This window comes from Shewanella sp. SM32 (genome assembly GCF_025654235.1).
In the GTDB taxonomy this organism is placed as follows: Bacteria; Pseudomonadota; Gammaproteobacteria; order Enterobacterales; family Shewanellaceae; genus Shewanella; species Shewanella oncorhynchi.
Genome location: NZ_JAKKRO010000014.1, coordinates 17,213 through 35,987 on the forward strand (window position 1 = coordinate 17,213; position 18,775 = coordinate 35,987).

At 47.1% G+C, this 18,775-nt stretch carries 18 protein-coding genes; 1 reads left to right on the forward strand and 17 read right to left on the reverse strand.

Translation table 11 applies throughout. The features are described from left to right. Positions 1–30 precede the first annotated feature (30 nt). From L5M10_RS07780 to leuS, 10 genes are all read right to left on the reverse strand, one after another. On the reverse strand, positions 31–876 hold the full coding sequence (locus L5M10_RS07780) for a septal ring lytic transglycosylase RlpA family protein (protein WP_212599339.1): 846 nt from the start codon (positions 874–876) through the stop codon (positions 31–33). Beyond that, positions 860–1,930 carry a lytic murein transglycosylase B gene (gene mltB / locus L5M10_RS07785; RefSeq protein ID WP_263146862.1) on the reverse strand — a complete coding sequence of 357 codons (1,071 nt, stop codon included), beginning with the start codon at positions 1,928–1,930 and terminating at the stop codon, positions 860–862. Before mltB ends, L5M10_RS07780 begins: the two co-directional genes overlap by 17 nt. Before the next feature lie 16 nt (positions 1,931–1,946). Further along, a complete protein-coding gene (gene rodA / locus L5M10_RS07790) occupies positions 1,947–3,053 on the reverse strand; it encodes a rod shape-determining protein RodA (protein WP_028761480.1) in 1,107 nt (368 codons plus the stop codon). Continuing rightward, complete coding sequence (gene mrdA, locus L5M10_RS07795; protein ID WP_131523225.1) at positions 3,050–4,906, reverse strand: penicillin-binding protein 2; 1,857 nt, start codon at positions 4,904–4,906, stop codon at positions 3,050–3,052. The genes rodA and mrdA overlap by 4 nt, the downstream gene beginning before the upstream one ends. Positions 4,907–4,967: 61 nt before the next feature. Then, complete coding sequence (rlmH, locus tag L5M10_RS07800; protein ID WP_006082752.1) at positions 4,968–5,438, reverse strand: 23S rRNA (pseudouridine(1915)-N(3))-methyltransferase RlmH; 471 nt, start codon at positions 5,436–5,438, stop codon at positions 4,968–4,970. After that, entirely contained in the window at positions 5,438–5,767 is a 330-nt protein-coding gene (gene rsfS, locus L5M10_RS07805) for a ribosome silencing factor (protein ID WP_006082751.1), read from the reverse strand. The genes rlmH and rsfS overlap by 1 nt, the downstream gene beginning before the upstream one ends. Before the next feature lie 107 nt (positions 5,768–5,874). Further along, the gene (nadD, locus tag L5M10_RS07810; RefSeq protein WP_168822788.1) at positions 5,875–6,525 is read right to left on the reverse strand and encodes a nicotinate-nucleotide adenylyltransferase; all 651 of its coding nucleotides are present in this window, start codon (positions 6,523–6,525) and stop codon (positions 5,875–5,877) included. A 24-nt stretch (positions 6,526–6,549) separates the two neighbouring features. Further along, entirely contained in the window at positions 6,550–7,581 is a 1,032-nt protein-coding gene (gene holA / locus L5M10_RS07815) for a DNA polymerase III subunit delta (RefSeq protein WP_198573615.1), read from the reverse strand. A 17-nt stretch (positions 7,582–7,598) separates the two neighbouring features. Next, positions 7,599–8,093, reverse strand: coding sequence for an LPS assembly lipoprotein LptE (gene lptE, locus L5M10_RS07820; protein ID WP_012089938.1), 495 nt, complete (start codon positions 8,091–8,093; stop codon positions 7,599–7,601). A 100-nt stretch (positions 8,094–8,193) separates the two neighbouring features. Further along, entirely contained in the window at positions 8,194–10,773 is a 2,580-nt protein-coding gene (leuS, locus tag L5M10_RS07825; protein ID WP_263146867.1) for a leucine--tRNA ligase, read from the reverse strand. A gap of 121 nt (positions 10,774–10,894) precedes the next feature. On the opposite strand from leuS, the gene L5M10_RS07830 reads away from it, so the two are divergent. After that, a complete protein-coding gene (locus L5M10_RS07830) occupies positions 10,895–11,395 on the forward strand; it encodes a zinc ribbon-containing protein (RefSeq protein ID WP_028761474.1) in 501 nt (166 codons plus the stop codon). 100 nt (positions 11,396–11,495) lie between these two features. Here L5M10_RS07830 and L5M10_RS07835 read toward each other — a convergent pair whose 3' ends face one another. The 7 genes from L5M10_RS07835 to miaB all read right to left on the reverse strand — a co-directional run bounded on the left by L5M10_RS07835 (position 11,496) and on the right by miaB (position 18,499). Continuing rightward, complete coding sequence (locus L5M10_RS07835) at positions 11,496–12,155, reverse strand: class I SAM-dependent methyltransferase (protein WP_263146870.1); 660 nt, start codon at positions 12,153–12,155, stop codon at positions 11,496–11,498. A gap of 188 nt (positions 12,156–12,343) precedes the next feature. Further along, on the reverse strand, positions 12,344–12,847 hold the full coding sequence (locus L5M10_RS07840) for a type II secretion system protein (RefSeq protein WP_173497498.1): 504 nt from the start codon (positions 12,845–12,847) through the stop codon (positions 12,344–12,346). A gap of 10 nt (positions 12,848–12,857) precedes the next feature. Continuing rightward, positions 12,858–14,432, reverse strand: a complete 1,575-nt coding sequence (gene lnt / locus L5M10_RS07845; protein WP_263146873.1) for an apolipoprotein N-acyltransferase — start codon at positions 14,430–14,432, stop codon at positions 12,858–12,860. A 6-nt stretch (positions 14,433–14,438) separates the two neighbouring features. Next, entirely contained in the window at positions 14,439–15,314 is an 876-nt protein-coding gene (gene corC / locus L5M10_RS07850; RefSeq protein WP_006082742.1) for a CNNM family magnesium/cobalt transport protein CorC, read from the reverse strand. A 40-nt stretch (positions 15,315–15,354) separates the two neighbouring features. Further along, positions 15,355–15,816: an rRNA maturation RNase YbeY gene (ybeY, locus tag L5M10_RS07855; RefSeq protein WP_105251690.1), complete on the reverse strand. Its 462-nt coding sequence runs from the start codon at positions 15,814–15,816 to the stop codon at positions 15,355–15,357. Next, positions 15,806–16,855 carry a PhoH family protein gene (locus L5M10_RS07860; protein ID WP_173243248.1) on the reverse strand — a complete coding sequence of 350 codons (1,050 nt, stop codon included), beginning with the start codon at positions 16,853–16,855 and terminating at the stop codon, positions 15,806–15,808. The genes ybeY and L5M10_RS07860 overlap by 11 nt, the downstream gene beginning before the upstream one ends. A gap of 219 nt (positions 16,856–17,074) precedes the next feature. After that, a complete protein-coding gene (gene miaB, locus L5M10_RS07865) occupies positions 17,075–18,499 on the reverse strand; it encodes a tRNA (N6-isopentenyl adenosine(37)-C2)-methylthiotransferase MiaB (protein ID WP_173243250.1) in 1,425 nt (474 codons plus the stop codon). Positions 18,500–18,775: the final 276 nt, after the last annotated feature.

Below are 18,775 nucleotides of genomic sequence, written 5' to 3' on the forward strand. Positions count from 1 at the left end.
TAAATCAATTCTGGTCCGAGCAAACAGTCATTACTCATGGACTATATAGCCCTCAGGAAACCCATTTTGCTGGACGTTATTGAGCAGTTTGTCTGCTAACTCGGGTTGGCCTATGGGGCCGAGCTGTAGTCTAAACATATTGTTTGCGGCTTGTACACGGGTCTTTACCTGATATTTTCGCTCCAGATTTTTCGCCATGGTATTGAGTTTGGCTTTATCTTTCGATGCGACTAACTGAATGTAATGATTACCTGTATCTTGCGCGCTGGCAATAGCCGAATTAGTGGCCGCGACACTGCCGACATACACCACATCGAGTTTGATCCGCGCGGTTCCTTTGCCGAGCATGCCGAGTTTATAGGCGGCGGCGTAGGAGACGTCGAGAATACGGTCTGAGTGGAATGGCCCGCGATCGTTGATACGAATGATCACTTGCTTATTGTTATCTAAGTTAGTGATCCGAGCATAACTTGGCAGTGGTAGCGTTTTATGGGCACCTGACATGGAATACATGTCATAGGGTTCGCCATTGGATGTCTCATAGCCATGAAATTTTTCACCGTACCATGAGGCACGGCCCGTTTCACTAAAACCTTGGCCTGTGTTCATCACAGTGTAAGACTCGCCGTAAACCGTATAGGGCTTGTTACCGCGGCGACTATAGGGCTCGTACTTAGGCTTGGCATTTGGCACATGGTCCACATTGGGTGGATTGAGTGGCAGCTTGTCATTCTTTAGCGAATAGCGCCCCTTGTTGGGGTCCATATTTTTTTTGTTTGTGCTGGAGCTAGCTTGGTTTGGGCTCGAAGAACACGCAACAAGTGTGAAGCACGCAACCAAAGCGACAAGCTGTAAAAGATTATTTTTTAGCGGCATGCTGTTCCTTTAATTGTTGGCTAAATTGATAAACGGCCATTGAATACAAAGGACTGCGATTATAGCGAGTGATTACATAAAAATTGTTTAAACCAAGCCAATAATCATCGTGATCGGCTTGTTCCAGTTTAATGAGTAAGGCTTTTTGCGAGACATCCAAGTCCCTCGCATCAGCCAAGGACAAGGTTGGCGTTAGAATATTGGCGACTTTATAATTGAGCTTTTCGCCTGCCCATACTTTCGCTTTTGGCGCTGTTTGGCTGCTATTGACCAGCGGCAAAGCAACGGGTGCATTGGCTTGCCAACCGTGTTCATGGAAATAATTGGCGACACTGCCAATCGCATCCTCTGGGCTTTGCAATAAATCGCGGTTACCACTGTTATCGAAATCGACGGCGTAATGGCGGTAACTTGAGGGAATAAACTGCCCATAACCCATGGCACCCGCATAGGAGCCTTTGAGGGTATTGATATCTAAGTGTTCTTCTTTGACTAATTTCATCAACTCACCAAATTCCTTGCGGAAAAAGGTGGCGCGAGGCGGATAGTGAAAACCTAAGGTATAGAGGGAATCAATTACAGGGTAATTACCAGTGAACTGCCCGTAGAAGGTTTCAATCCCAATAATGGCGACGATAATCTGTGGGTCGACTTGGTACTTAGCAGCGGCTTTAGCAATGGTTTTCTCGTGTTTTTTCCAAAAAGCGAGCCCAGCATCAAGACGTTTTTCTGTTAAAAAAATCGGGTAATACACATGCCAAGGTTTTGCTTCCCATGGACGGGTCATCGCATCGATAACCCCTTGGTTGTATTTTGCTTTATCGAGAAAAGCGAGCACTTCTGCCCAAGTAAAACCTTGTTTTACTTGAGCTTGGATAAACTCTTCTTTGAGTTCAGCGGGAGTGGCGGGTGCGACTTCAGCGGCCGGAGCCACTGACATGCTTGAAGCGGGTGCCTGCGCGGGTGTCGGTTCATTTGCCGTGGTGCATGCGACTAAGTATGAACTTAAACACAGTAAACCGAGTGGAGCCAAATAAGCTCGGAGAGTAGGCATAAAAAAGTCCCTAAAATTATCTATCTACGAAACGTCTATGGGTATGAATGCTCATAAGAATGCCAAACCCTGTCATCAATGTCAGCATGGAGGTTCCACCATAACTGACAAGGGGCAGTGGTACACCTACCACGGGCAGGATACCTGAAACCATGCCAATATTCACAAAAACATAAACGAAAAACGTCAGCGTGATACTGCCAGCCAGTAGACGAGCGAAACTGGTTTGTGCGCGGGAGGCGATGACTAACCCACGGCCTATGATGTAAAGGTACATAATTAACAGTAAGATACTGCCAATTAAGCCAAATTCTTCACCGATCACCGCAAAGATAAAATCGGTATGGCGTTCAGGGATAAATTCAAGCTGTGATTGAGTGCCTTCGAGCCAGCCTTTGCCCCAAAGTCCACCTGAGCCGATGGCGATTTTCGACTGGATAATGTGATAACCCGCGCCGAGGGGGTCTTGCTCTGGATCGAGCAAGGTTAATACCCGCGTTCTTTGGTAATCGTGCATCAAGAAATACCAAAGGATAGGCAGGAAGGCGAGTACTGCCGCGATAAAGCTGCCAACAATGATCCAGCTCATACCCGATAAAAACAGCACAAAAATCCCCGATGCGGCCACCAAAATTGAGGTACCTAAGTCGGGTTGTTTAGCGATCAATAGGGTTGGTACGAGTAAAATCACTCCTGCGCCAGCGAGGTAACGTTTCTTGGGGGGAAGAGGGAACTTACTGATATACCAAGCCATTGTGATGGGGAAGGCGAGTTTAATAAGCTCTGAGGGTTGGAACTCCATAAAGCCTAAGTTCAACCAGCGCTGCGCGCCTTTATTGATTTCACCGAAAAAGTGTACCCCAAGCAGCAAGACAACCCCCGCAAGATAAATGGGTAATGCCCAACGTTTAAGCGCTTCAGGATTGATTTGTGCCATGGTAAACATGATGCCTAGCGACAACACCATACGGAATAGTTGTCGTTCCATCATCTCTAAATCTGCACCGCTGGCAGAATAGATGACAAACAGGCCAAAGCCCATCACAGCTAATAGTCCGAGCAATAAAGGCAAGTCTATGTGCAAGCGTTGCCAGATGTTTTGATATTGGCTATGGGTACTCATGGTATGGGTTTCCAAGTATCTCTAAGCATATATTCATCGAGCATAGCTCGAGCGACTGGGCCAGCATTTGCGCCGCCCCAACCTGCGTTTTCCATCACGACGGCGAGGACGATTTTAGGATCCTCGAAGGGCGCATAGGCCACAACTAAAGCATTATCGCGGAAATGTTCGGCAATTTTACTGGCATCGTATTTAGTATTTTCCGCCACGCCAATGACCTGTGCAGTACCGGTTTTCATTGCGGCAGTGTAAGTGGCATCGGTAAAGCGTGACTTATTTGCAGTTTGGCGCATAGCTTCGTTGATGATATTCCAGTTACGGGGGTTTTTAAGTTCAATTGGCGGTAACTCATTGATCGGTGAGTCAATTTTGGCAGTATTGTCTTTAATGGATCTCAGCAGATGTGGCGGGAGACGGCGGCCTTTGTTGGCCATAATCCCAACGGCATTAGCGAGTTGTAATGGCGTTGCCGTCCAATAACCTTGGCCAATACCCACGGAAATAGTGTCGCCTATATACCAAGCTTGATTGTACTTTAAGCGTTTCCATTCCTTGGATGGCATGTTGCCAGCCGATTCTTCAAAGATATCAATCCCTGTATTTTGGCCAAAGCCAAATTGTTCCATAAAGCGGGCGATATGATCGACACCGACCTTATAGGCTAACTCATAGAAAAAGGTATCGCAGGATTCTACTATCGCGCTATAAACGTTGACCCAGCCATGCCCCCAGCGTTTCCAGTCGCGGTATTTACGTTCAACACCGGGAATTTGCCAAAAACCGGGATCCCACACTCGGGTACTCTCGCTAATGGCTTTCTCATCAAGGCCTAACAGTGCGAGGTGAGGCTTGATGGTAGACGCAGGTGCATATTGACCTTGAGTTGCGCGGTTGATCAAAGGGCGGGATTTATCATTGAGTAACGCACTGTAATCTTTACTATTAATGCCTTGTACAAACTGGTTTGGATCATAGCTTGGGCTCGATACCATAGCTAATACTCCACCGTCACGGGGATCGATGGCAACAATAGAACCACGCAGACCTGTGAGTAGTTCCACCGCTTTTTGTTGCAGCTTGAGATCTAAGGTGAGGTAAATATCTTGCCCCGGCTCTGGCGGAACAATTTTTAAGGTGCGAATGGCGCGACCGCGGTTGTTCACTTCTTCTTCTAAGTGTCCGGGTTTGCCATGCAGCAAAGATTCATAAAATTTTTCAATGCCTTGCTTACCAATGTCTTTGGTTGCCGCATAGTTTTTCCACAGATCGCTGCGTTCAAGTTGGGCGCGATCTCGGGTGTTAATTTTGCCTACATAGCCCAGCACATGAGTGATTTGCGCGCCGTAGGGATAGTTACGTTTAAGACCCGCTTCGACCGAAATCCCCGGAAATCTGTGTTGGTTAACACTGAAAATGGCCACTTGTTCTTCGGTGAGCTGGTTTTTGAGTGTTAGCGGTTTGAAACGGCGATGAAATTTCAGGGCGTCAGTAAAGGTTTCGCGCTCGTCATCGCTGATCTCAATTAACTTGCCGAGTTCATCTAAGGTCTCTGACATGTTACTGATTTTTTCGGGCACGAGATCGAGGGAATAAAAGGGTAAATTTTCAGCTAAAAGTATGCCGTTGCGATCGTAAATGAGACCACGACTAGGGGCAATTGGAACAACACGGATGCGATTATCATTTGAGCGAGTTGCATAATCTTTATAGGATTCAACCTGTAAATGATAAAGGTTGGTGACTAATACGCAAAATAGAGCGAAAACGCAAAAAAAAGTGAAAAGCGCCCTGCGCTTAAAAAGAGACGCCTCGGCGGCGTGATCATGCATTGTTATCCGCTTTTTTGGCGACACTTATGCTATCTCCGGCTGATCCCATGACGGGTGGTTGACACTCGTTAACATCAAGATCCCGCTATTCTCTATGGTAGGGGTGATTCGTGTTCACGCTCCACGCGCGGTACAAACTTTCGGCAACCACCACCCGTACGAGTGGGTGAGGTAAGGTTAATGCCGAAAGACACCAACTTTGGTTTGCCGCTTCTTTGCAAGCTGGCGCTAATCCTTCAGGTCCACCAATCAGTAAACTGACGTCGCGACCATCGAGTTGCCATTTAGTCAGCGCGGTTGCTAGCTCGGGGGTCGTCCAGTTTTTGCCGGGGAGATCTAAGCTAACAATATGATTGCCTTTGGGAATGGCCGCCAACATTTGTTCGCCTTCTTTTTGAAGTATCCGGACAATGTCGGCATTTTTCCCCCGCTTTCCAGCGGGTATTTCGATAAGCTCCAGCGCCATATCACGGGGAAAACGGCGCTGGTATTCTTCGAAACCACGGGTAACCCAATCGGGCATCCGTGTTCCTACTGCGATGAGCTGTAACTTCATCAGTCTTGCTTTTCTGACCAGAGCTTTTCAAGCTGGTAGAAATCACGGGTTTGATCTTGCATAACGTGCAGGATCACATCGCCCATGTCCACAAGAACCCATTCGCTGCTTTCGCGGCCTTCAACACCTAAAGGTGGAATACCGGCTTTTTTCGCTTCAACCACAAGGTTTTCGGCGATAGCTTTAACGTGAGTCTTTGATGTACCTGAACATATGACCATGTAGTCAGTGATGTTAGATTGCTTGCTGACATCCAGAACAACAACGTCTCTGGCTTTCAAGTCGTCGATCTTGTCGACAACAAACTGTTTTAATTCCGCGCTCTGCACGCTGGCGTACCTCATTAATTTTAAATAGCGCGGTAGTATACCAGTGTTGCTGCTGGGAATACATTGTCATTGGCAGTTGAGTTGGCGATATCTGCTTACGGTTCGAGCTAAGGTAAGTAAAGTCGTTGATTTTTGATGTAATCTAGCGTGACTGGCATGAGTAAATCGGCGGGAATTTCGCCTTTTGCCAGTTGTTCACGAATGAGCGTCGAGGAAATATCCTGTGGTGTAATCGCTACAGGGAAAATCTGCCCACAGTTTTTATGGACACAGCTAGTACGACCTTCGTCTGTCCCTTGGGGCGCTTGACTGCGGGCCGTCAATATCTGCTGCATAGGATGTTCTGCATCGAGCTGCCAACCCGGGCGCTGGCAGACAACGAGATGGGCAAAGTCGAATAGGCGTTGCCACTCATACCAGCTTTTTAATTGGAGGAAAGAGTCCATCCCCATGATAAAAAACAGCTCGTCTTCCGGATGTAAGGCTTTCAGTTGCTCAAGCGTCACAACTGTGTAGGAAGGCGTGTCGCGTTTAGCTTCGATGTCGCACAGTGCAAATCCGTCGAGTTGCTGACAGACATCAGCTACCATTTTGAGGCGCTGTGTTGTGGTTAAGTTCGGCTGCTGTTTATGGGGCGGAATATGGTTCGGCATCAGCAGGATTTTATCCAAGGCTAATGCTTGCTTCACTTCAATTGCGGGACGGATATGACCATAGTGTATCGGGTCGAAAGTGCCGCCTAAAATACCAATACGCATATCAAGCCTTTGGTTAATCAATGATTAGTCTATGGCTATATGCGCCAAGTGCCGATGGGCTCTAGGATCAAATAACAGACACAGGTGGCTCAGACCAGTCCAATCCTCTTTCCCCTGTTGCTTTAAGTTGAGCTCAAGTTTCGAGGCGAGGGCGAGCATATGTTCGAGTTGTTCAAGGCTGAGTCGTTGCAGTGCCGCTTGATACAGTGGTTTACGTTTATCCCAAATTCGATGTTTACCCCAGAGTGCACTTAGCGCAACGCCTTGGGCTTGCTCGCATTTCAAATTGAATAACAAACCGAGTTCTTTAAACAAGGCCCACAGCAGGATAGGTAAGGCAGTGCCTTCGCCATTGAGCTGGGCTAGCATGTGCTGCGCGCTATCCTGTTTATTATTCAGCAATGCATCCGTGAGTTGGAATACGGTGAAGCGCGACTGATCTTCAAAATAGTGGCCCAGTTCGTCGGCACTGACGGGTTTTGTTGGGCTCAGGAGTTGCAGCAACTGCATGGCTTGATCGGCAGCTAGTAAATTCCCTTCATACAGAGAATGCAGCATAGCACGGGCATCAGGCTGCAGATTGAGCTTAAAGTGCTTGATGCGGCCATCGAGCCAGCGCATAAACTGCTCGCCCTCTGGCGTAGCGCAGGGCAGATACATGCCATGGGCATCTAAGGTCTTAAACCATTTACTGTTGGTTTGCTCTGTGGCGAGCTTTGGCCCTTCGATAATCAACAGCATATCGGGATTGGGCGTCTGCAATAGGGCTTGCAGTGTGTTTGAGCCTTCGGCACCGGGCTTAGCTTGGGGAAGGGTTAGCTCAATCAAGCGTTTACTGGAAAACAGGCTCATGGCCTGCCATTCCTGAGTCAGATCGTTCCAATTAAAGCCCGTCTCTTGAATGAGTTGGACTTTTTCATCGAATCCATGACGCTTGGCGAATTGGCGGATCTGATCTTTGGTGGTTTCAATCAACCAAGGATCATCCCCAAAAATCAGATAACAAGGAAATAACTGGTTAAGGTGGCGGGAGAGTTGGTCTGGATAGACTCTCATTTAATGATAGCCCCGCATTAATTCACCTCAGTACTGGCCATTGCCTGCAGAATACGATCGGCAGCTTGGATACGCATTTCCTTCGTCAGCAATTCCATTTCACGGCTCTTTGCCAATGCGGTACGTGGATCGTCTAAGTAGTCGCGGCGAATTTCAACCTTGAAAGGTTGCGCTTCTTTGCCCGGCAGTGCCACAGCAAATTCGACTAAATAAATTAACTCATACTCGGCGACGTTACCTGTGGGGTACAAAGATAAGGTCGAGCGTTCAAGGGAGTCGGTGATTAATCTTAATACTGGAACATTATCTGCGGCGTCGACAACTTGGATATTGTTCAAGCGCAGGCGTTCACGCACCAAACGGGTGAGTTCACTGTATTCATCCACGCTGCTCAAACTCAAATGATTGAGGGCATCAGGGATCTGATAACTGCGTTGAAGCTTAAAACCGCAACCAGCGCTGGTCATAATGACTAGTGCCATGATTGCGAAGCATATGCGTTTGATTAGCATAGATTTCGCGGTTTCCTATTCGTGGTATACCCTGCTGACTTGAAGTTGCAGCTATGCTGCAACTTCATTGGCTTTGAGTATAGCGAGTTATTAGCAGCCGTTAATTGGCCACTATGCTGAGCAGTTTGCCCGGCACATAGATCACTTTACGTACTGTCAGGCCGTCTAGGTATTTGATCACGTGTTCATCACTCATGCCTAAGGCTTCTACTGATTCTTTATCAGCGTCGGCGGCCACTGTGATTTTTGCGCGAACTTTACCGTTGACTTGCACAACGATGAGCTTGCTGTCTTCAACTAGCGCAGCTTCATCAACGACCGGCCATTGGCTATCTTCGATGTTGCTTGCATTACCTAACTCGTTCCACAGGTTAAAGCTCACATGAGGAATGATAGGGTACAGCAAACGCACGATGGCGGATAAGGCTTCGCCGATAATGGCGTTGTCTTGGCCTGTCGTTTGTGGCGCCTTTTGCAGATGGTTCATCAGTTCCATCACGGCGGCAACCGCAGTGTTGAACATCTGACGGCGGCCGATATCGTCGGTCACTTTCGCGATCGTCTTGTGGACTTCACGGCGCAGCGCTTTTTGATCGGCAGTTAACTTGCTGACATCTAAGGCTTCGCTGTTATCTTGGTTCACATGCTCGTTTGCAAGCTTCCACAGACGTTTAATGAAGCGGTGTGCGCCTTCAACGCCAGATTCTTGCCATTCCAGAGTTAATTCTGGTGGTGAGGCGAACATCATAAATAGGCGAACCGTATCGGCTCCGTATTTTTCGACCATGACTTGAGGATCGATACCATTGTTTTTCGACTTAGACATCTTGCTCATGCCAGTATAAACCAGCTCGTTGCCGTCTTTGTCGATAGCCTTAGTAATACGGCCCTTGTCGTCTTTTTCTGTGGTAGCTACATCTAAAGGCGAAACCCATACACGGGCGCCTTTTTCGTTGATGTAGTAGAAAGCATCGGCCAACACCATGCCTTGGGTCAGCAGTTGTTTGGCTGGCTCGTTAGAGTTAACCAGACCCGCATCCCGCAGCAACTTGTGGAAGAAGCGGAAATATAACAAATGCATACAAGCGTGTTCGATACCGCCAATGTATTGATCCACAGGTAGCCAGTAGTTGGCTTTAGCGGGATCTAACATTTCGTCTGCATGCGGGCTGCAGTAACGGGCGTAATACCAAGAGGATTCCATAAAGGTATCGAAGGTATCGGTTTCGCGCAGCGCATCTTGGCCATTAACTTGGGTTTTTGCCCATTCTTTATCGGCCTTGATTGGGCTTTGAATACCGTCCATTACGACATCTTCTGGCAGCAATACTGGCAGTTGATCTGCAGGTGTAGGGATCACAGTGCCGTCGGCTAAGGTCACCATAGGAATAGGTGCGCCCCAGTAACGCTGACGTGAAACACCCCAATCACGTAGACGATAGTTGACTTGGCGCTTGCCTTTACCTTCGGCGACTAACTTATTAGCAATGGCATTAAAGCCCGCTTCAAAGTCTAAACCGTCAAACTCTCCCGAGTTAAACAGTACGCCTTTTTCGGTATAAGCGGCTTCGCTAATGTCCACTTCGCCATCAACTGGCTTGATCACAGCCTCAATTGCTAGACCATATTTTTTTGCAAATTCAAAGTCACGTTGGTCGTGGCCTGGAACTGACATCACAGCGCCTGTGCCATAGTTCATCAACACAAAGTTAGCTGCCCAAATCGGGACTTGCTTACCAGTGATAGGATGAATGGCGAAAAGCCCTGTAGCGACACCGCGTTTTTCCATTGTCGCGAGTTCGGCTTCTGATGTTGTGCTGTTTTTGCACTCATCGATAAAGGCGGCAAGCTCTGGATTGGTTTGCGCGGCGACTTCAGCTAATGGATGACCTGCGGCAATCGCCACATAGGTCACGCCCATTAAGGTATCTGGACGTGTGGTATAGATATCGAAGCTTTTATCGTGACCTGCGACGCCGAAGGTCATTTCCACACCTTCGCTGCGACCAATCCAGTTGCGCTGCATGGTCTTAACCTGTTCAGGCCAGCCATCTAAGGTATCGATATCGTTTAACAATTCTTCTGCATAGGCAGTGATCTTAATAAACCACTGTGGAATTTCTTTTTGTTCCACAGGGGTATCACAGCGCCAGCAGCAACCGTCTTGAACTTGCTCGTTCGCCAGTACGGTTTCATCGTTTGGACACCAGTTGACTGAAGCTGTCTTTTTGTAGACTAGGCCTTTCTCGTACAACTTAGTGAAGAACCATTGTTCCCAGCGATAATATTCAGGGGTACAAGTGGCGATTTCACGGCTCCAATCGTAACCAAAACCCAGCAATTTCAGCTGGTTCTTCATGTATTCTATATTTTCATAGGTCCATGGCGCAGGCGCAGTCTTGTTGTTAATCGCGGCATTTTCTGCGGGCAAACCAAATGAGTCCCAACCAATAGGCTGGAGCACGTTTTTGCCTTGAAGACGTTGAAAGCGTGCAACTACGTCACCTATGGTATAGTTGCGTACGTGTCCCATGTGGAGTCTGCCAGAAGGGTACGGAAACATCGAAAGGCAATAAAACTTTTCTTTGTTTGCGTCTTCAGTGACTTCGAAGGTTTTGTTGTCATGCCAGTGCTTTTGCACTAAGGCTTCAATTTCTGAGGGATTATATTGCTCTTGCATCACTCTATTTCCGGCAGTGCCGCCTATTATTGGATCTAACGCCATATCAGCGCGAGTAAGATCTGCATAGAATAAACTAGAAGCGATGCATTAAAAAGGTTCGTATGAAGGAGTATTGGTTATGAATGATAGAAGTAACGCGTTACTAGGACTGTATCAAGCCTTAATTACCGAAGTGAAATCTCAATTTGCAGAAGATAACACTATGACTGTAAAGAACTTATTCAATTCTGTCACTCAAGGTAAGGAGTATTTACGTCTTAAAGAACAGGCCGGGGAAGATGAACTCGCTTTAGTCGAACAATTCTTAAAGCGTGATATTACGAGTTTTCTCCGTGAGCAGAACGCGGATAGTTTGAGTCATAGCCCAACCGTGATTACTTTAGAGAATACGCTTTGGCATTGGCTCAGTGAAATCACCGACCGCAGCCAAGTCGAATGGCATGAGTTAACGCAAGATTTTAAGCACCAAGGCTACTACAAGAGTGGTGACATAGTGAATCAGGGCATCATGGTGTGCACTAACTGTGGCAATGAAATGAGTATTGAATTTCCAAGTCCCATCCCAGATTGTCCAGAGTGTGATCATGAAGAATTTACCCGCGAGCCGCTAACGCCTTAATTAAGGTGATGATGTTATGCAGCTAAAACGACGCCTCAGCGTCGTTTTTTTAGAGTTCTATTAGACCTAAATGGCTCATATTTGCATTAATTAGGCTGTATCAACTGTTGGTACGAGAGTAGCTGAGGATTTGACCGCCAAAGGGCGCCAATAAAAATTCAGTGTGAATGGGTTTATGTTGTGTATGTTCGTAACCTAAGGTCACCATACGTTTACTGAATTTTGCATGATTACCACGACCGGGATCGACTAAGACTACATCACAAATTGGTTTAGCATGCTGCTCAATAAATTGTGATAAGAGATCGGCATGTTCTTGTTCGTACAAGAGATCGCTGCCAATAATGAGGTCAAATAAACCTAAATTAGTTTGTGCATCTGCCCATCCTGTTCGTACAAACGGAATCGCACGACCATGATTTAAATCGACATTTTGCTTAAGGAAATTTTCCGACTCGGGGTGATAGTCGGTTGCTGTGATGTCGGCATGTCTGTGGTTTAGCACTAGACTTGCCAGCCCTATACCGCAGCCAACCTCAAGAATGCGTTTATTATCAATTTGATAATCGGCCATATGATGGGATAGCACTTGGCTAGACGGCCAAACTATGCCAAATAATGGCCAAGTAGCGGAGGAAATACCGAGCTTTTCAGCTTCGCCATCTAGGTCTTCAAATTCTTGGTTATTTCTTAGGGTTCTGACATGAATGTCGAGATCCCCAAATTCGTGGGTTTGGTAGCGCACGCGAAGCTGTGCCATAGAGTTGCCTTGACTGTGTACCTTGGTTAAGGAACGAGGTAATGGTACCAATCATATTGGCTATGCAGACACAGTTACTGTGATTGGTATAAGGCCACGTCTAATCGTTCACCTTAACGTGGAACGCGCAATCAGCCTAATGTATTCGCAGACAATTGCGGGATAACACAGGTCAACTGAGTGTCAGCCTAACAACCTTGGGTGCTGATATCATATTGCGGCGCAGTGTTGGCATCGCTGGCTTGGGTGTAGCGGAAATAGCATTGGTCATCATTCACTAAGGAATTGTTGTTAAGATCGTAACCTATGTAAGTGATATCAACGCCTTGATATTGGATGATAAGTTTATCATCTGAGGTGATCCAGTTTTCCACATCAGTATTATCGAGGTAACCCCATTTCAATCTGGTATCGGGCGTGCCATCACCATTGAGGTCGATATCAATAATATCATCGCGCCCAGCTACCGCTTGGCTTAGTAGGCTAGGCATTTGGGTTTTTGAGTAAGCAAGCATATTGGCTGTTTTAACGCTGGCTTGTACTTGGCTTAAGGTTTGTACCCGCGCTTCTTTACTTAAACCGATAAATCTAGGCGCGGCGATCACAGCCAAGATCCCAAGCACAATAATCACAACGACAAGTTCAATTAAGGTAAAACCTGCCACATCTTGTTTATTGACTTGGTAATGCATGGCCTCAATCCTATTGCGTTTTAAAACGTCGGGCAAGACCGAGTAGAACGATTAAACCACAGAGTATCAGTAGGGGCATTTGGCCTAATTTTGTAAACCAAGTTTGTCCTGTGACTAATGGAATAGTTGCACTTAGCACGCCTATTTCAAACTGTGGTAATGACGCTGTGATATTGCCATGCTCATCGACTATGGCTGTCACGCCATTGTTGGTTGTGCGTAATAGAGGCCGACCCAATTCAACCGCGCGCATTTGAGCGATTTCCATATGCTGTAATGGCCCATTTGAGCTACCAAACCATGCATCGTTAGAGACAGTTAATAGTATATCTGTCCCTTGATTAACGTTGTCGCGCAACTGTTCCGGAAAGGCTATTTCATAACAAATCGCGGGCGCGATTTTATGGCCTAGGGCGCTGAGGTTCGGCTGTTGATATTCGCCTCGTGTAAAGGACGACATGGGCAAATTAAAGAAAGGTGCTATCGGGCGCAGCAGCGTTTCAAAGGGGACAAACTCGCCAATTGGCAACAGATGGTGTTTCTTAAATTGATTGCTACCATCGCCCTCATAGTCTGGGCCTGCTTGTTGTTTCTGATTATGATTACCAAGCACAATCAATGAATTATAGAACTCATTGTTTTGATGGCTAATAATGCCTGTGATAATTGAGGTATGGTTTAGATTGGCGACTTTATTGGCGTTATCTAAAAAGTCCTGCACCATAGATTCTGGCGCTGGAATTGCTGCTTCTGGCCAAATAATGATATCGGCATCCAGATGTTCGCGGGATAAATCCATGTATTTTAACAGCGTCGGCCACAGGGCATCGGGTTCCCACTTCATGCTTTGGGGAATATTGCCTTGTACCAGTGCCACTTTAACATTTTCACCCGTAGGATGAATGTCCCAAAGTTTAGGCGCAGCCCACACGGCCAGAATGCTGAGCGGCAGTAAAAGCAGTAAGCTCTTATAACGCTTAGTAAAACAAAGCGCTAATGCACCAGCGAGCATGGCCAATACAAAACTTATTCCCAGTGTGCCTATGATGCTGGCAAGGGGTTTTAGCGGCCCTTGAGTTTGCGAGTAACCCGCCCATAACCAAGGGAAGCCTGTCATTACCCAGCCACGAGCCCATTCGGTCAAGGTCCATAACGCGGGGAATAGGGCGAGATTACGCCAAAGACCAAATCGAGTTTCACCATCATGGCTCAGCGTTTTAGTTAACCAAACCAGCGCTAAACCAGTTAGCGCGGGATACAAGGCTAAATACAAGGCTAGCAAGGCCATTAACCCAACGGAGGCAATGAGCGGCATACCACCAAAGGTATCCATGCTCACGTGAACCCAGCTGATCCCTACGGCAAAACAGCCAAATCCAAAGCTTAACCAATAGTAAAAGCTTGCCTTAGCGCTCAGCGTTCGGCTGTGCCAGAGGGCAATCGCCATGGCAAACGGATAGATTATCCAAATGGAATAAGGCGCAAATGAAAGCGCCGTACTGGCGCCAAGGGCAAATGCAAGTACGAGTCTCAAAGCACTAGGTTGGGACTGTTGTTGGGCAAAAGCCCTGATTTTTTTTAGCACGAGTGATTATTCTACGTCTTCGCCAGTATTAGGATCGGGGAGTTTAACTCTGAGTTGGATTAAACGCCTAGTGTCAGCATTGATGACTTTAAATTCTATGCCTTCAATGATGATGCTCTCGTTACGTTCTGGCAGATGGCCAAAGGCGTGTGAGACTAAGCCACCGACGGTATCAAACTCTTCATCGCTGAATTCAGTGTTGAATTCTTCGTTGAAATCTTCGATTGGCGTCAAAGCTTTAACCATATAAACCGTGTTACCAACTTTGCGGATCTCGGTTTCTTCAGTGCTATCGTGGTCGAATTCGTCTTCAATTTCGCCGACAATTTCTTCAAGAATATCTTCGATAGTCACAAGACCCGATACGCCGCCGTACTCGTCAACCACAATCGCCATATGGTAGCGTTGAGAGCGGAATTCTTTTAGCAGAACATCGACGCGTTTGCTTTCGGGCACAACCACGGCGGGACGGATCACGCGATCCAGTGAGAAGGGCTCATCACTGTTGGAGAAACCGTAAGGGATCAAATCTTTGGCAAGCAATATGCCTTCGATATGGTCTTTATCTTCGTTAACGACGGGGAAGCGCGAGTGACCTGAACCAATCACAGTCGCAAGTAACTCTTCGACCGAGTTGTCTATCTGGAGGGCGACAATTTGAGCTCTTGGGATCATGATATCCCGAACACGCATATCAGAAACGTCTAATACACCTTTTATCATCTCGCGGGTGTCTTGGGTGATCAAATCGCGCTGCTCGGCACCATCAATCACATCAACTAGATCTTCGCGATTTTGAGGTTCGCCCTGAAATAGCTGACTTACTCTATCAAACCAACCTTTCTTGTGGGCGTTCGTACTAGGGGGGATATCGTCACTCATAGTTTTCTCATTAGCTTTTGATAGGGATTATCTTAGCTAATTATTGTTCCTTATATGGGTCAGTAAAACCTAAGCTTTCAATGAGTTGAGTCTCTAATGACTCCATCTCTTCGGCTTCTTCATCATCGATGTGATCATACCCTAGCAGATGCAAGCAACCATGTACAACCATGTGTGCCCAGTGCGCTTCTAGTGGTTTTTGTTGTTCACGGGCTTCATTTTCAACGACTGCCGCGCAAATGACAAGATCTCCGAGTAAAGGAAGTTCAATTTCTGGTGGTGCTTCAAAGGGAAATGACAGTACATTGGTCGGTTTGTCTTTACCGCGATAGGTATTGTTGAGCATTTGGCTCTCGCGGCTATCGACGATACGTATGGTTAATTCAGCTTCATCCATGCTATTGCCAATTGCGGTAGTGACCCAAAGGGCGAATTGTTCGTCCGTTGGCAGCCACTCACTGGTGCTGGCATGTTGAATATCTAAGGCTAACTCAAGACTCATGTGTTGCGGCTTCCTGCTGTTGCTTTTGGTACTGGCTTTCTTTTTTGGCTTTTAAGGTTTGCTCTTTTAACTCGAAGGCTTCATAGGCTTCAACGATACGGGCAACCACAGGATGGCGCACTACATCTTGGGAGACAAAAAAGTTAAAGCTGATTTCTTCGACTTGGCTTAACACTTCAATCGCGTGACGTAGTCCTGACTTTTGATGTTTAGGTAAGTCGGTTTGAGTGATGTCGCCTGTGATCACCGCACGGGAATTGAAACCGATACGGGTAAGGAACATCTTCATCTGCTCGATTGTGGTGTTTTGGCTTTCATCGAGAATAATAAAGGCATCGTTCAAGGTACGACCGCGCATATAGGCAAGCGGTGCCACTTCTATTACATTTTTCTCGATGAGGCGTTCCACTTTTTCAAAGCCAAGCATTTCGAACAGGGCATCGTAGAGCGGACGCAAATAGGGGTCTACCTTTTGACTTAAGTCACCGGGTAAGAAACCGAGTTTTTCACCCGCTTCCACTGCAGGGCGAGTCAGCAGAATGCGGCGCACTTCTTGGCGCTCTAACGCATCTACTGCCGCTGCTACGGCAAGGTAGGTTTTGCCCGTTCCTGCAGGACCAATACCGAAGGTAATATCGTGACGCGTAATATTGGCCACATATAAGCTTTGATTCGGATTGCGTGGCTTAATGACACCGCGGCGGGTTTTGATATTAATACCGCTGTCGTCGTTAGCGTCTGCTTGCTCTAGGGCAATGGCCGCTTGAATGGCGATATGGACTTGCTCAGGCTCAAGATCGGGCGTGCTGCCTTTCACCGTTTGGGTCTCGATGTAGAGTTCTTTGAGTAAGTTGTTGGCGCTTAAACAATTGCGTGGCAGTCCGGTGATCTGGAAATGATTGTTCTTACGGACGATTTCAACGCCAACGCGACGTTCTATCTGCTTGATATTGTCATCGAATGGACCGCACAGTGAAGCCAAACGGCGTGTTTCTGCGGGTTCGATATACAGATTCATGGTAGTTAATTTACTGGACAAATAGCACTCCCAATAGCGAATAAGAAAGCAAGGTACGAGGTTGGTTAACCATCGCAAGATAATTTTAGTTTACGAGCCATAGCCGATAATTGCTAACGGAAAATAGCAATTGCCTCGGTAGACTTAAATAAAAGTGCGTTAAAGCAAAAGGGCGACTAAGTCGCCCTTCTTTATATAGGTACTGATATCGGTACTGTTTAAGTTAAGCCGATTTAACGCTTATGGCTTAAATTGAGTCACACCCAGTTCATCATCTTGCTTGCGCTTGGCCAGAATTTCTGCAGGGCGCAGGCTACGACGTAGATCCATTTCATCTTCGCCGCGAATAAAAGTACCACGCAGTGAGTTAGTGTAAACGTCGACGATTTCGACATCCACGAAAGTACCAATGTGTTTTGGCTGACCTTCGAAGTTCACCACTCGGTTGTTCTCAGTACGGCCGCGCAGTTCCATAGGATTCTTCACCGATGGTCCTTCAACCAGAATACGTTGCACTGTGCCCATCATGTGGCGGCTGTAGCGCATGGCTTGCTGGGTGATGCGGTCTTGCAGAATCGCCAGACGTTGTTTTTTCTCTTCCATATCGACGTTATCGGGTAAATCTGCCGCTGGCGTGCCCGGACGTGCGCTATAGATAAAGCTGAAGCTGTGGTCGAAACCTATGTCTTCAATTAACTTCATGGTATCGGCAAAGTCTTCTTTGGTTTCGCCAGGGAAGCCAATGATAAAGTCCGAGCTGATTTGAATCCCTTCACGGGCTTTACGCAGGCGGCGGATGATTGACTTATATTCAATCGCCATATGGCCGCGTTTCATCGCTGTGAGAATACGGTCAGAACCCGATTGCACTGGCAAGTGCAAGAAGCTTACAAGCTCAGGGGTATCTTCGTAAACGTCGATGATATCTTGTGTAAATTCAATCGGGTGACTCGTCGTGAAGCGGATACGGTCGATACCGTCGATGGCTGCCACGAAGCGCAGTAATTCCGCAAAAGTACAAATTGCGCCATCGTGAGTTGCGCCGCGATAGGCATTCACGTTTTGGCCTAGCAAGTTTACTTCGCGCACACCTTGCTCTGCCAATTGGGCGATTTCAAGGATAATATCGTCCGATGGACGGCTGACTTCTTCGCCGCGAGTATAAGGCACAACACAGAACGAGCAGTATTTGCTGCAACCTTCCATGATAGACACAAACGCGGTTGGGCCTTCGGCGCGTGGCTCTGGCAGACGGTCGAATTTTTCGATTTCAGGGAAGCTGATATCGATAACCGCTTTGTCGCCACGGCGCACTTGCTCGATCATCTCGGGCAGACGGTGCAATGTTTGTGGTCCGAAAATAATGTCGACACATTGGGCTCTGTCTTTAATGGCTTTGCCTTCTTGTGAGGCAACGCAGCCGCCCACGCCAATAATCAAATTGGGATTTTTATCTTTAAGCGTCTTCCAGCGTCCTAGCTGATGGAACACTTTTTCTTGCGCTTTTTCGCGGATAGAACAAGTGTTGAGCAGGAGAATGTCTGCCTCAGACGCTTCTTCAGTCAAGGTATAACCTTGGTATTCGCCTAACAGATCAGCCATCTTGGATGAGTCATACTCATTCATTTGACAGCCCCAAGTCTTGATATGGAGTTTCTTACTCATCAGTTGTGTCGCCCTAAGATGACCAATAAAATAGCGCGACATTTTACCTGCTGTTACGGCTGCTGACCAGCTTTGTCCACACTTTTAGCTGTTGGCTTTTGCCAAGGGCGATACCCTCACAAATGCTAGGTTTTTATTGTTCGGCTGCATTTGGGCAAGATTAATATTGTTAACAGGTTGAGCTTTCGTTATTTCCAGCAAACTATTCGGGCTTGAATGCCTATGTCTTCACGGATTTCGAATCGAAATGCGCTCAACATTTCCGTGGTATCTTGA